A 12,665-nucleotide genomic window follows, 5' to 3' on the forward strand; every position below is an offset into this window, starting at 1 on the left:
CCAGCTTCTCCGCCGATCGCTCCATGAGTCGATGTGAAATTGTCGGATGACCGGAGTCACCCTCGACCACACTACCAGCGTGTCCGCGAAGACCCGAGGGTTCCGCGCCCGGCCCGGTCCCGACACCGGACCGTCACCCGGCGTTCACCGGGCGTGCGCCGGGGCGAGAGACGGCTCGGCTGTGCTGAGCGCATGCGGATGTCAGTGATCGGATGCGGGTATCTGGGAGCGGTGCACGCCGCGGCGATGGCCTCGCTCGGTCACGACGTCGTGGGGATCGACGTGGACGAGGGCAAGGTGGCCGACCTCGCCGCGGGTGCCGCGCCCTTCTTCGAGCCGGGCCTCACCGAGCTCCTCGAGGAAGGGCTGCGGTCAGGGCGGTTGCGCTTCGCCGCGGACCCGGCGGCCGCGGCCGGGGCGGATGTGCACTTCCTCGCGGTCGGCACCCCGCAGTCCGCCTCCGGCCCCGCGGCCGACCTCCGCTTCGTCGACGCGGCGATCGACGGGCTGCTCCCCCACCTGCGGCCGGGGGCGGTGGTGGCCGGGAAGTCGACGGTCCCCGTGGGCACCGCCGCCCGTCTGGCCCGCCGGATCGCGGAGACCGGCGCGACGCTCGCCTGGAACCCCGAGTTCCTCCGGGAGGGCTGGGCCGTCCACGACACCCTCCGCCCCGACCGTCTGGTGGTCGGCGCCGAGGACACTCCGCAGGGCGCCGCCGCCGTCGACCTGCTCCGCCGCGTGTACGCCGGGGCGATCGACGCGGGCTCGCCCTTCCTCGTCACCGACCTCGCCACCGCGGAGCTCGTGAAGGGTGCCGCCAACGCGTTCCTCGCGACGAAGATCTCGTTCATCAACGCCATGGCCGAGATCGCCGAAGCGGCAGGAGCGGACGTCACCCTGCTCGCCGAAGCACTCGGACACGACTCGCGCATCGGCCGCCGCTACCTGGGCTCGGGGATCGGGTTCGGGGGCGGCTGCCTGCCCAAGGACATCCGCGCGTTCGCGGCGCGCGCCGAAGAGCTCGGACGCGGGGAGGCCGTCGGTTTCCTGCACGAGGTGGACGCCATCAACCTCCGCCGACGGGATCGGGCGGTGCGCCTCGTGGTGGATGCCCTCGGCGGCCTCGTCTTCGGGCGGAGGATCGCCGTCCTCGGCGCGGCCTTCAAGCCCTTCAGCGACGACGTCCGCGATTCTCCCGCTCTGGAGGTGGCCGTGCGGCTGCGGGGACTGGGCGCCGACGTCGTGGTGACCGACCCCGCGGCGATCGAGAACGCCCGCGCACGGCATCCGCAGCTCGGGTACGCCGCGTCCAGGGACGAGGCCCTGCGGGACGCGGATGCGGTCGTCGTCGTCACGGAGTGGGACGAGTACCGCCGCGAGCTCACTCCGCAGCACGCCGGCGGACTCGTGCGGGGTCGCATCGTGATCGACGGGCGCAACTGTCTGGACGCCGACGCCTGGCGGACTGCCGGCTGGACGTACCGCGGGATGGGGCGACGCTGAGACCTCGCCTCGATCAGACCACGCTGGCGTCCCGCGGCACCGTGGAGCGCCCGACGTAGACGTAGTCGTCGTGCTTCGCCCGACGCCCGTCCCCCGCGGCACGGCCGTGCAGTCGTCGCCACACCCACGGGAGCGCATACTGCCGCCACCAGGCGGCACGTCCGATCGGCTCGTTCTCGTGCAACGCCGCATCCAGCACTCCCAGCGCGTCGGCGTGCGGCACCCCGAGCACCTCCGCGACGCGATAGGCGAGGAAGCGGTGCCCTCGGCTGCCGAGGTGCACGAGGTCCTCGCCCCAGTGCTGCCGCTCCCCCAGTCCCGGATGCAGATCCGTGTCGATGAGGATCGCACCGGTCCGCGCAGCGATCCCCGCCAACGCCGTGGCGAAGGCGGAGAAGCGCCGGGCGTACAGCGCCGCCGCGCGGCGGTCGGGCAGGAACGGGGTGACCAGGATCACGTCGGCACCGGTCGCGCGCAGCCGCCGCACCGCCGCCTCCAGGCTCGCGGCGAGCGCGGGCACGTCGACGCGGTGCCTCACGAGGTCGTTGGCGCCCACCAGGACGGTGACCAGATCGGGGCGGAGCTGCCTCGCCTGCTCCAGCTGGGGTCCGCACACGTCGGCCACGCGCTTCGACCGGATCGCGAGGTTGGCGTAGTGGAGGCCTCCCCGCGCGGCGAGAAGCAGCGCGAGCCGGTCCGCCCACCCGCGCAGCGCACCGTCGGGTCCGGGATCGCAGAGCCCCTCGGTCACGGAGTCGCCGAGGGCGACGATCCGTCGCCACCGGCGCGCGGGGGCGGGCGGGGCCGGCTCTGGTCGGACGAGGCGGCGAGCGCCCAGACGACGGTCCACGGCGTGCAGCGTCCGCGCCTCCTCGAAGTGATCCAGGAGCTGATCTCCGAGGTGCGCCCAGCTCCGGCCCTGCACCGCGCCCCAGCCCGCCTCCCCGAGGGCCCGACGCCTGCGCTCGTCTCCGGCGAGCGCGGTCACGCGACCGCGGAGGTCCGCGAGGTCTCCGGGCCGGTACAACCACCCGTCGATGCCGGGCCGGACGAGGTCGAGCGGGCCTCCTCGGCCTGTGGCGACCACAGGGACACCGCTCGCGTGCGCCTCCTGGAGTGTCTGCCCGAAGGTCTCGCTCTCCCCCGGGTGCCCGAAGACGTCGAAGGAGGCCAACGCCGCGGCGAGCGCCTCCCCGTCGAGCCGCCCGAGGAAGAGGGCGTCGGGAAGCTGCTCCTGCAACCGCTCCCTTCGGGGGCCGTCTCCGACGATGACGAGACGCGTGCCGGGGATGCCGTGCAGCGCGGCGAGATCCTCCACCTGCTTCTCGGGGGCGAGGCGTCCGACGTAGCCGATGACGACCTCCGCTCCCCACTCGGCCCGGAGCGCGGCACTGCGCCGGGAGGGGTGGAAGAGCTCGGCGTCCACGCCCCGCCCCCAGGACCGGATGCGGTCGATGCCGAGCCGGCTCAGCTGCTGCGCCGACTCGGTGGACGGCGCGAGCGTGAGGGTCGCCCGCCGGTGCAGTCGAGCGATGTGGGCATGGGCGATTCCGGTCGTCGCCGCGACGCGATACCTCTCCGTGTACGCGGCCACGTCGGTCTGGTACGCCGCGACCGTCCCGACATCGCCGCGCTCTGCGGCGACCAGGCCCCGCCATCCGAGCGCGAACGGCGATGCCAGGTGGACGACGTCGGGACGGAAGCGGTCGAGCTCTGCGCCGACCCTCCGGGTGGTCGCGGCGCCGACGCGGACGTCGCGGTAGCCCGGGAGCGGGACGCTGGGGATCGCCGCGACGGGCGCGCCGTGCAACGCCGCCGGGATGCCGATCGCGGCCGGAGCGAGCACGCACGCGTCGTGCCCCCGGCGCTCCAGGTGACGGAGGATCTGCATCACGGATCCGGTCACACCGTTCATGTGCGGAAGGAAGGACTCGGTGACGATCGCGACTCTCACCCCCTCAGGATGGCGGCGTTCCCCGTCCCCGCCGCGGGGAATCCGCGTCGGGCACCGGATGTTCACCGGATGCTGGATCACGGTCACCGGTTGTCCGCGCTCTGGTTCCCGTTCACCGCCCCGGGGCCGGTCGCGACCGACGCGGTGACCCTCGCCGCTCGTCCGGCCGTGCTCTAGGCTCGGGAGCATGAGCACCGAAGAAGGCGCCGGCTCCTCCTCCGAGGACATGAAGCGCAAGTTCAAGGAAGCGCTCGAGAAGAAGAACGCGCACCACCGGCAGGGCGAGGCTCACCTCGACGGCGATTCCGCCGTGCACGCCGCCAACGCCCCGCAGACGCGGCGCGAGTTCCGACGCAAGAGCGGTTGACCGCGAGGATGCGGGAGCCGGTCTCCTGCTCCCGCATCCCCTCCGCAGACACGGACGTGCCCCGCGCCGGAAGGCACGGGGCACGTCGCTGTCGGGCGGCCGTCGAGGTCACTCTCCGGCGAGACCGCCGAGCATGTGGCCGAAGGAGCGCCCCTCACCCAGGTAGGTGGCGGGGTCGTACGGGTCGACGACCGCGGCGGCATCCCGCCGCGCGACCGCCTCGGCGAGTTCCCTCGCGCCCTTCTCGACCCGCTTCGCCAGCGGCGCGACGTCGTCTCCCGCGCCGCCCCAGTCGCTCGACGCCGCGAAGACGCCCGTGGAGACGGCCTCGGCATGCAGGTAGGCGAACAGCGGACGGATCGCGTAGTCGATCGCGAGCGAGTGCCGCGGTGTCCCCGCGTTCGCCCCGATCAGCACCGGCTTCCCGGTGAGCGCATCAGGGTCGAGCACGTCGATGAACGACTTGAACAGCCCCGAGTAGCTCGTCGAGAAGATCGGGGTGACCGCGATCAGCGCGTCGGCCGAGACGACGGTGTTGATCGCCGTCTCGAGCGCCGGGGGCGCGAAACCGGTGAGCATGTTGTTCGTGATGTCGTGCGCGTGGTCGCGCAGCTCGATCACGTCGACGGTGGCCTCGATGTCGCGCTCCGCGAGCGCCTTCACGGTCTCCGCGGCCAGCCGGTCGGCGAGCATCCGGGTGGACGACGGGTTGGACAGCCCCGCCGAGACGACGGCGATGCGACGCGTGGTCATGTCAGGCCTCCTTCCGGCCGAGTCCGAAGGCGGCGCCCGCGGGCGCCGGCGTGTCCTGGTAGGGCGAGTCCCCGGTGAGGTTGTCTCCGCGGTTCGCACCGGGGCGCGCCTGCCGGGTGGGCCCGTCGCCGTACGTCGCCTGCACGCGCGCGGCGTGGGTCGGCGCGTCGGGCACCGTGGACGGGCGGTCCTTCGCGAGCTCCTTGCGGAGCACCGGCACGACGTCGGAGCCGAGGATGTCGAGCTGCTCGAGGACCGTCTTCAACGGCAGACCCGCGTGGTCGATGAGGAACAGCTGGCGCTGGTAGTCGCCGTAGTGCTCGCGCATGCCGGCGTAGCGATCGATCACCTGCTGCGGCGAGCCGACCGTCAGCGGGGTCATCTCGGTGAAGTCCTCCATGCTGGGGCCGTGACCGTAGACGGGCGCGTTGTCGAAGTACGGGCGGAACTGGTTCACCGCGTCCTGCGACTTCGCGGCCATGAACACCTGGCCGCCGAGACCGACGATCGCCTGCTCGCGCGTGCCGTGGCCGTAGTGCTCGAAGCGCTGACGGTACAGTTCGATGAGGCGCTGGTAGTGCTCCTTCGGCCAGAAGATGTTGTTCGCGAAGAAGCCATCCCCGTAGTAGGCGGCCTGCTCCGCGATCTCCGGGGTGCGGATGGAGCCGTGCCACACGAACGGGGCGATGCCGTCGAGCGGACGGGGTGTCGAGGTGAAGCCCTGCAGCGGGGTGCGGAACTTGCCCTCCCAGTCGACGACGTCCTCACGCCACAGCTTGTGCAGCAGGGCGTAGTTCTCGATGGCGAGCGGCAGACCCTGACGGATGTCCTGCCCGAACCACGGGTACACCGGGCCGGTGTTGCCGCGGCCGAGCATGAGGTCCATGCGGCCGTCCGAGACGTGCTGCAGCATCGCGTACTCCTCGGCGATGCGCACCGGGTCGTTCGTCGTGATCAGCGTCGTCGAGGTCGAGACGATGAGGCGTTCCGTCTGAGCGGCGAGCGCGGCGAGGAACGTCGTGGGGCTCGACGACCAGAACGGCGGGTTGTGGTGCTCGCCGATCGCGAAGACGTCGAGGCCCACCTCCTCGGCGTGCGTGGCGATGGCCAGCGTCGCCTTGATCCGCTCCTGCTCGCTGGGGGTGACTCCCGTGGTGGGGTCGCGGGTGATGTCGCTGACCGACATGATGCCGAACTGCATCGCCTGCGCGCCTGACTGCTCGCTCATGATTGCTCCGTGTTCTCCGAATCGGATGCTCGACATCCGGTTCTATTCATTTGAATGTAATTGGGTCAACGCGTGCAGGGCAACTTTATTCCCGACCGGTAGCCTCGGAGCATGAGCACCACCGGGGTCGGCACCACAGGACCCAGCACCGGACCGGTTCCCCGCAGACGCCGCCGCGTGCCCTTCTGGGACAACGCCCGGTACGCCTGCATCGTCCTGGTCGTGCTGGGCCACGCCATCCAGCGCCTCAGCTACGACTCGGACATCGCCTTCGCGTTCTACCTCGCGCTCTACGCGTTCCACATGCCCGCGTTCGCCATCATCTCCGGATACTTCTCCAAGTCCGGCTCGCCCACCCGCACGCAGATGGCCCGCGTGATCACCGACATCATCCTCCCCTACGTCATCTTCGAAGCGCTCTGGACGCTCACCAAGTGGCTCGTGGAGGGAGAGACGACGCCGAACCCGACCCAGCCCAGCTGGACGCTCTGGTTCCTCCTCGCGCTGGGCATCTTCCGCCTCGTCCTCCCCTATCTCGCCCTGCTGCGCTGGCCGCTGCTGTGGACGATCGTGATCTCCATCGGCGCCGGCTACCTCCCGAACGTCGACAGCACGTTCTCGCTCTCCCGGACCCTGGGCCTGCTGCCGTTCTTCACGCTGGGCTGGTGGCTCCGCGAGCGGAACGTCGTGGACCGCCTCCGCCTCCTCGACGTCCGCCCGTGGTGGATCCGGGTCATCGCCGTCGTCATCCTCGGCGCGGCCGGGTGGGCGGCCTGGAACTGGTTGCCCATCTGGCAGGCGGTCGACCTGCGTCACTGGCTGTTCTACGAGGACTCCTACGTGGACCTCGTCGGCGACCAGTGGTGGGCCGGCGGCATCCGCATCCTGCTCATGCTGCTGGCGGTCGTGCTGTGTGCCGCGTTCTTCGCCCTCATCCCCCGGGGATCGTACTGGTGGACCACGTTCGGTCAGTACACGATGTACGTCTACCTCCTGCACTCCTTCGTGCTCTACCCGTTCCGTGAGAGCGGCGTGCTGCGCGACCTCGAGCCGACCTGGTTCTGGCTCCCTGCGGTCACGGCGCTCTCGGTGGTCCTCGCACTGCTGCTCGCGACCGCGCCCGTGCGGCGGGTGTTCCGTCCGCTCGTGGAGCCCCGGCCGCGGTGGCTCTTCGCCGATCCGGAGCTCGCCTCGCGCGAGGGCCGCCGGAACGATCCGACCGGATCCCGGCGTCCGCGATGAGGGCCGCCCACCCCGCGTCCGTGGTCAGGGATCGGCTCGTCGCCCTCGTCGCGTCCCAGGGCTTCGCCGCGCACGGACTCCACGTGCGCATCGGCGACGACACCGCAGATCACCGCTGGACGCCCGACGTCCGGGAAGACGTGCACTCGATCGCGAAGGGTGTCTGCGTGCTGGCCGCCGCCCTCGCCGCCGACGACGGGCTGGTCCGACTGGACGAGAGCGTTGCCGCCCTCCTGCCCGATCACGAGCTCGGCGACGGCGTCGCTCACGTCACCCTGCGTCACCTGCTGTCGATGTCGAGCGGCATCGACCTGCCCTGGTCGGAGACGCTGATGACGGACTGGCCGGATCTGGCCCGGGAGTTCCTGCGACGGCCGTCACGCGGCCGCGTGTTCCAGTACTCCAACGCGAGCACCTACACCGCGATGACCGCTCTCGCGGCCCGCGTGGGCGACGTCGGCGACTACCTCTCGACCCACCTGTTCGCCCCGCTCGGCATCGAGGACGTGGCGTGGTCCCGCTGCCCGAACGGCCGCATCGAGGCGGGTGGCGGACTGCCGCTCCGCACCGAGGAGGTGGCGCGCCTAGGTCTGCTCATCCGCGATCGCGGGTCCTGGCGGGGTGGACAGCTGGTCTCGCCGGAGTGGATCGACGCCATGCATCAGGACGGCGTCGTCGCGGGCGTGAACCCGGGCTACGACCGCTATGCGCTCGCGGGCTGGCAGGGTCCGGGGCGGGCGTGGCGGCTGCACGGGGCCCACGGCCAGCTCCTCCTGTTCCTCGACGACGCGGTCGTGACCGTCACCGCTCACGATCACGCCGGAGCGGATGCCTTCGCGGCCGCGACGGTCGCTGTCCTCGAAGAGGTCGCGGTCGCCCGCTGAGCGCTCGTCAGGCGAAGAGCTCCGCGCCCACGTACGAGCCCGGTCGCGCGCCCCGCGGGATCGCCCAGATCCCTGAGCCCACGTGACGGATGTACTCGTTCAGACGGTCGGTCGACAGCCGTCGCTGCAGGCTGATGAACTGCGCGGGATCGCGCTGGTAGGACAGGAAGAACAGCCCGGCGTCCAGGCGCCCCAGAGTGTTGTTGCCGTCGACGTAGTTGTACCCGCGGCGCAGGATGCGGATGCCGTCGTTCTGCTCCGGATGCGCGAGCCGGACGTGACTGTTCGCATCGATCGTCGTGCCGTGGAAGTCCGGTGGCGTGAACTCGTCGCCTCCCGAAAGCGGCGCCCCCACCCCCTTGTCCCGTCCGATGATCGTGTCCTGCTCCGCGAGGCGCACCCGGTCCCAGGTCTCGATGAGCATGGCGATCTTCCTGGCGACCAGATACGAACCGCCCGCCATCCAGGACGGCTCGTCACCGTCGGCGACCCAGACGTGGTCGGCGAGCGCCGCGGTGTCGTCGGCGAGGATGTTGGCCGTACCGTCCTTAAAGCCGAAGAGATTGCGGGGTGTGGCCTGGCCGGCTGTCGTGCGCGAGGTCTTGCCGAATCCGAGCTGCGACCAGCGCAGCCGCGCGCGCCCGAACGCGATGCGGCTGAGGTTGCGGATCGCGTGCACGGCGACCTGGGGGTCGTCGGCACAGGCCTGGATGCACAGGTCGCCGTGCGACGCCGCGGGGTCGAGGTCGTCCCCGAGGAAGGCGGGGAGCCGTTCGAGACCGGGCGGCCGCCGGGCGGCCAGACCGTAGCGATCGCCGTCCTCGTTCTCGAACAGCCCCGGCCCGAACCCGAACGTGAGGGTCAGCCCCGCGGCGGGGAGACCCAGCGCCTCCCCCGTGTCGTCCGGGGGCGCTTCGGCGGGACCGTTCACCGCACCGCTCGCGCTCACCTCCAGACCCTGCGTCATCCGCGCCGCGGCGTAGGACCAGTCCTGCAGCAGCGAGACGAGGTCATCGCGGTCCGTGCGGGGCATCATGTCGAAGCTCGCGAAGTGCAGGTGGTCCTGCACGGGCGTCGTGATGCCCGCCTGGTGCGCGCCGAAGAACTCGTACCGCGACCCGGCCTCCTCCGCGGCTCGTGCGCGTCCGAGCGCCACGCCGCCGGCCGTCCCGGCCCCCAGGCCGACGGCCAGACCCGCGACCCCGCCGCCGACGGCCAGCCCGAGCAGCCCGCGACGGCTGAGACCGCCGCCGGAGGGCACGGCAGGCGCCCCCGCTGCGCTCTCCCGGGCCTCCGGCGGTTCCGACTCGTTCACGTCCGTGCTTCCCCGTGGGCCGTCGTCAGGCGAGAACCGTGCCGGTGAGCTGCGAGAGCGGCTCCGCCAGGGCGTTGATGAGATCGGTGAACTCCCGCTTGTCCGCTTCGGTCAGCTCGCCGTAGCCGACGAAACCCTCCGTGAGCGAGCCGTGCGCGGCGAGGGACTCCTCGAGGGCGGCGTAGCCGTTCTCGATCTCGGAGACGAGGGCTTCACCATCATCGCCCTGTGCGGCGGCGAAGTCCTGCACGAGCGAGAAGGCCATCTTCGAGCCCTCGACGTTCGCGGCGAAGTCGAAGAGGTCCGTGCCGGACCACCAGTCCTCCTCGCCGGAGATCTTGCCCGTGGCCACCTCGTCGAGCAGCGCGATCGCGCCGTTGGAGATGCCGCCGATCCCCTGGTCGTCCAGCGCGGTGGTGAAGTCGTCCGAGTGCACGTAGTCGTACAGCTCCTGCACGTCGGCCAGCAGCAGATCGCCGTAGTCGGCACGCTCCGCAGGGGTGGACGGCGCCCAGTCCTGCCACGCCGGCGTCTCACCGTCGGCGTTCAGCGCGTCCTTCGCCGGCACCCAGAGGTCCTTCTCGATGCGGTGGAAGCCGGTCCAGTCCAGCCCCTCCGCGACCGCATCGACCTCTCGGTAGTCGATCCGCGGGTCGAGGTCCCCGAGCGCCTCGGCGACGGGCTCGATGCGCTCGTAGAACGCCCTCGTCTGCGGGAAGAGCGTGCGGGCGGTCTCGTCGTCACCGGACTCGTACGCGGCCACGAGGTCTTCCACGGCCGGTACGAGCTGCCCGACCTGATCCTTCACGAAAGCCCCGTAGAGATCGACGGCCTTCTGCTTCTGCTCGGCGTCGGGACCGTCCACCGCCACCCGGTCTCCGGTCACCGTGAACGAGGCCCGGCCGACACCGTCGCCGACCATGCCCGGCTTGCAGAGCGTGAAGTACTCTCCCGGCTGTGCGACGACCGTCAGCGTGCGGGACGCCGCCGGGGCGATGTTCTCCACCTCGCCCACGATGCGCAGGCCGTCCTCCGCCAGCAGGTAGAACTCGGAGACCTGGTCGGTGTCGTTCGTCACGTCGAACGTCAGCGTCCCGCTCTTCGCGGTGGAGCCGGAGACGGCGCAATCGGTGTCGGTGGACGACACGTCGAACGCCCCGGTCGCCGCGGCGTCGCTCTTCGCGACGCAGCCGCTGAGGAGGAGGACGGCGGTACCCGCGGCGGCCGCCGCGGCGAGGACCCGGTGCGAGGTGATCATGCTGCTCCTTGCTGTGTGAGGGAGGAGGTCGGGGTGGCGGCCGAGGCGCCGCGCGTCGAGGGGCGCGACGAGCGCAGCCCGCGGAGGTAGAGGCCTCCGACGATGAGGAGGTAGAGGCCCCATGCGAGCACCTGCAGCCACGTCATGGCGGGCATGAAGCCGACCGTGGCCTGCAGGACGGAGGCGAGGGGGCCGCCCGGGGCGATCGCGGCCGACACGTCGAAGGCCCAGCCGAAGGGGAAGCCCGCCGCGCCCACCGCGACGGCACCGGTGACCGGGTCCAGCGGGGCGGCGGCGGTGAACGGGCCGGGAAGCGCGCCCGCCTCCTGCAGATCCATGAGGGCGTAGGCGAGGACGCCGGCGGCGACGATCACGAGGAAACCACCGGTCCAGGCGAAGAAGCGCCGCAGGTCCAGTCGCAGCGCGCCCCGGGAGATGAGCCAGCCGAGCAGGACCGCCACCGACAGCCCGAGGAGGGCGCCGAGAAGAGCCGAGGGGGCATCGCCGAAGGACTGCACCATCGACCACAGCAGCAGCGTCGTCTCGATGCCCTCGCGGGCGACGGACACGAAGCCGATCGCGACGAGCGCCCAGAGGCCCCCGGCCGTCAACGCCCGGTCGATGCCACCCTCGAGCGTCGCCTTCATGGTGCGGCCGGCGCGCTGCATCCAGAAGATCATCCACGTCACCATCGCCACCGCGACGAGGGAGAGACCGCCGCCGATCAGTTCCTGGGCCTGGAAGGTCAGCTCGTAGGCCCCGAAGGTCAGGACCGCGCCGATGCCCAGAGCGAGGGCGACCGCGAGACCGACGCCGGTCCACATCCGCGGCAGCGCGTCGCGGCGCCCGAGCCGGCGGAGGTAGGCGACGAGGATGCCGACGACGAGCGCGGCTTCGAGACCCTCGCGGAGTCCGATGAGGAAAGTGGCGAGCACGGGAGACACACTCTCTGACGGGCGACTGAGGTAAGGCATCCCTTACCACCGAGACTCTAGCACCGTGATCGGCGCCCGCCCGACACCGGCCACCGAAGTAATGGAGTGCAACAGAGCATCCTCGGCCCTCATCCGCGACATAGCCTCGGTCCATGGCTGAACTCTCGCTCCCCATCCTCGACCTGTCCCAGCTCGACGACGGCCCCGAGGCCGCGGCGCGCTTCCGCGACGACCTCCGCGCGGCCACCCACGACGTCGGCTTCTTCTACCTGACCGGCACCGGGATCTCGCCGGAGCTGGAAGCGCGGCTGCACCAGGCCGCCCTCGACTTCTTCGCGCTGCCGGAGGAGGACAAGCTCGCGATCGAGAACGTCAACAGCCCGCACTTCCGCGGCTATACCCGGATCGGCGGCGAGCGGACCCAGGGCAAGGTCGACTGGCGCGAACAGATCGACATCGGCCCCGAGCGCGAGCCGGTCGAGGGCGGGCCCGTCTTCAACCGCCTCACCGGCCCGAACCTCTGGCCCGCCGCGCAGCCGGAGCTGAAGGAGATCGTCACGGAGTGGCACGACACCCTGACGGAGATCGCCCGCAAGCTCCTGCGCGCCTGGGCTCTCACCCTCGGGGCGGAGGAGACCTACTTCGACGAGCCGTTCCGCGAGCCGTCGACCCTGATCAAGATCGTGCGGTATCCGGGCACGAACGAGCCGGAGCCGCAGCAGGGCGTCGGTGCGCACAAGGACTCCGGTGTGCTGACGCTGCTCTGGGTCGAGCCCGGCAAGGGCGGTCTCCAGGTCGAGCGTGACGGCGAATGGGTGTCGGCTCCCCCGGTGCCCGGCGCGTTCGTCGTCAACATCGGCGAGCTGCTCGAGTACGCCACGGGCGGATACCTCAAGGCCACGAACCACCGTGTGATCTCGCCGCGGGCGCCGGAGGAGCGGATCTCGATCCCGTTCTTCTTCAACCCCGCACTCGACCAGCAGCTGCCGCTCCTCGAGCTCCCCGCCGAGCTCGCCGCCGAGGCGACCGGAGTCACCGAGGACCCGAGCAATCCGATCCACGCGACCTACGGCGAGAACGCCATGAAGTCCCGCCTGCGGGCACACCCGGACGTGGCTGCCATCCACCACCCCGACCTGGTGCAGACGACCGCCTGAACGGATCCGCACCGCCTGGACATGACGAAGGCCGCCCCACACCGTGGGGCGGCCTTCTCAAGAATGTTC

At 71.2% G+C, this 12,665-nt stretch carries 11 protein-coding genes; 5 read left to right on the forward strand and 6 right to left on the reverse strand.

Annotation, left to right across the window (positions count from 1 at the left end):
• The first annotated feature begins 192 nt into the window (after window positions 1–192).
• Complete coding sequence (locus tag ACIQID_RS04140; protein ID WP_400282225.1) at window positions 193–1,503, forward strand: UDP-glucose dehydrogenase family protein; 1,311 nt, start codon at window positions 193–195, stop codon at window positions 1,501–1,503.
• 13 nt (window positions 1,504–1,516) lie between these two features.
• Here the strand turns inward: ACIQID_RS04140 and ACIQID_RS04145 are convergent, their stop codons facing one another.
• Window positions 1,517–3,457 (reverse strand): GDSL-type esterase/lipase family protein, encoded by a 1,941-nt coding sequence (locus tag ACIQID_RS04145; RefSeq protein WP_400282228.1) that lies wholly within the window; start codon window positions 3,455–3,457, stop codon window positions 1,517–1,519.
• Between the two features lie 187 nt (window positions 3,458–3,644).
• On the opposite strand from ACIQID_RS04145, the gene ACIQID_RS04150 reads away from it, so the two are divergent.
• On the forward strand, window positions 3,645–3,824 hold the full coding sequence (locus ACIQID_RS04150) for a DUF5302 domain-containing protein (protein WP_136052140.1): 180 nt from the start codon (window positions 3,645–3,647) through the stop codon (window positions 3,822–3,824).
• A gap of 108 nt (window positions 3,825–3,932) precedes the next feature.
• Here the strand turns inward: ACIQID_RS04150 and ACIQID_RS04155 are convergent, their stop codons facing one another.
• Both ACIQID_RS04155 and ACIQID_RS04160 read right to left on the reverse strand, forming a co-directional pair.
• Window positions 3,933–4,577, reverse strand: coding sequence for an FMN reductase (locus ACIQID_RS04155; protein WP_025103206.1), 645 nt, complete (start codon window positions 4,575–4,577; stop codon window positions 3,933–3,935).
• A gap of 1 nt (window position 4,578) precedes the next feature.
• Window positions 4,579–5,805, reverse strand: coding sequence for an LLM class flavin-dependent oxidoreductase (locus tag ACIQID_RS04160; protein WP_400282232.1), 1,227 nt, complete (start codon window positions 5,803–5,805; stop codon window positions 4,579–4,581).
• A 111-nt stretch (window positions 5,806–5,916) separates the two neighbouring features.
• On the opposite strand from ACIQID_RS04160, the gene ACIQID_RS04165 reads away from it, so the two are divergent.
• Window positions 5,917–7,047 (forward strand): acyltransferase family protein, encoded by a 1,131-nt coding sequence (locus ACIQID_RS04165; RefSeq protein WP_400282235.1) that lies wholly within the window; start codon window positions 5,917–5,919, stop codon window positions 7,045–7,047.
• Window positions 7,044–7,931: a serine hydrolase domain-containing protein gene (locus tag ACIQID_RS04170; RefSeq protein WP_400282238.1), complete on the forward strand. Its 888-nt coding sequence runs from the start codon at window positions 7,044–7,046 to the stop codon at window positions 7,929–7,931. The genes ACIQID_RS04165 and ACIQID_RS04170 overlap by 4 nt, the downstream gene beginning before the upstream one ends.
• Before the next feature lie 7 nt (window positions 7,932–7,938).
• Here the strand turns inward: ACIQID_RS04170 and efeB are convergent, their stop codons facing one another.
• Genes efeB through efeU form a run of 3 tightly spaced genes read right to left on the reverse strand, consistent with a single transcriptional unit; the run spans window position 7,939 to window position 11,439 of the window.
• Window positions 7,939–9,246, reverse strand: a complete 1,308-nt coding sequence (gene efeB / locus ACIQID_RS04175; RefSeq protein WP_400282241.1) for an iron uptake transporter deferrochelatase/peroxidase subunit — start codon at window positions 9,244–9,246, stop codon at window positions 7,939–7,941.
• A gap of 25 nt (window positions 9,247–9,271) precedes the next feature.
• Complete coding sequence (gene efeO / locus ACIQID_RS04180) at window positions 9,272–10,504, reverse strand: iron uptake system protein EfeO (RefSeq protein ID WP_400282244.1); 1,233 nt, start codon at window positions 10,502–10,504, stop codon at window positions 9,272–9,274.
• On the reverse strand, window positions 10,501–11,439 hold the full coding sequence (gene efeU / locus ACIQID_RS04185) for an iron uptake transporter permease EfeU (RefSeq protein ID WP_400282247.1): 939 nt from the start codon (window positions 11,437–11,439) through the stop codon (window positions 10,501–10,503). Before efeU ends, efeO begins: the two co-directional genes overlap by 4 nt.
• Before the next feature lie 152 nt (window positions 11,440–11,591).
• Here efeU and ACIQID_RS04190 point away from each other — a divergent pair, with 152 nt between their 5' ends.
• Window positions 11,592–12,596 (forward strand): isopenicillin N synthase family oxygenase, encoded by a 1,005-nt coding sequence (locus ACIQID_RS04190; protein WP_292791565.1) that lies wholly within the window; start codon window positions 11,592–11,594, stop codon window positions 12,594–12,596.
• Window positions 12,597–12,665 lie beyond the last annotated feature (69 nt).

The sequence above is a fragment of the Microbacterium sp. NPDC091676 genome (assembly GCF_044756645.1).
GTDB classification, from domain to species: Bacteria; Actinomycetota; Actinomycetes; order Actinomycetales; family Microbacteriaceae; genus Microbacterium; species Microbacterium paraoxydans_D.

Bases quoted from the DNA above. Each gene is read 5' to 3' on its own strand.
- efeO (WP_400282244.1), bottom strand. From the start codon at position 10,504: ATGATCACCTCGCACCGGGTCCTCGCCGCGGCGGCCGCCGCGGGTACC.
- ACIQID_RS04190 (WP_292791565.1), top strand. From the start codon at position 11,592: ATGGCTGAACTCTCGCTCCCCATCCTCGACCTGTCCCAGCTCGACGAC.
- ACIQID_RS04155 (WP_025103206.1), bottom strand. From the start codon at position 4,577: ATGACCACGCGTCGCATCGCCGTCGTCTCGGCGGGGCTGTCCAACCCG.
- ACIQID_RS04150 (WP_136052140.1), top strand. From the start codon at position 3,645: ATGAGCACCGAAGAAGGCGCCGGCTCCTCCTCCGAGGACATGAAGCGC.
- ACIQID_RS04160 (WP_400282232.1), bottom strand. From the start codon at position 5,805: ATGAGCGAGCAGTCAGGCGCGCAGGCGATGCAGTTCGGCATCATGTCG.
- ACIQID_RS04170 (WP_400282238.1), top strand. From the start codon at position 7,044: ATGAGGGCCGCCCACCCCGCGTCCGTGGTCAGGGATCGGCTCGTCGCC.
- ACIQID_RS04165 (WP_400282235.1), top strand. From the start codon at position 5,917: ATGAGCACCACCGGGGTCGGCACCACAGGACCCAGCACCGGACCGGTT.
- ACIQID_RS04140 (WP_400282225.1), top strand. From the start codon at position 193: ATGCGGATGTCAGTGATCGGATGCGGGTATCTGGGAGCGGTGCACGCC.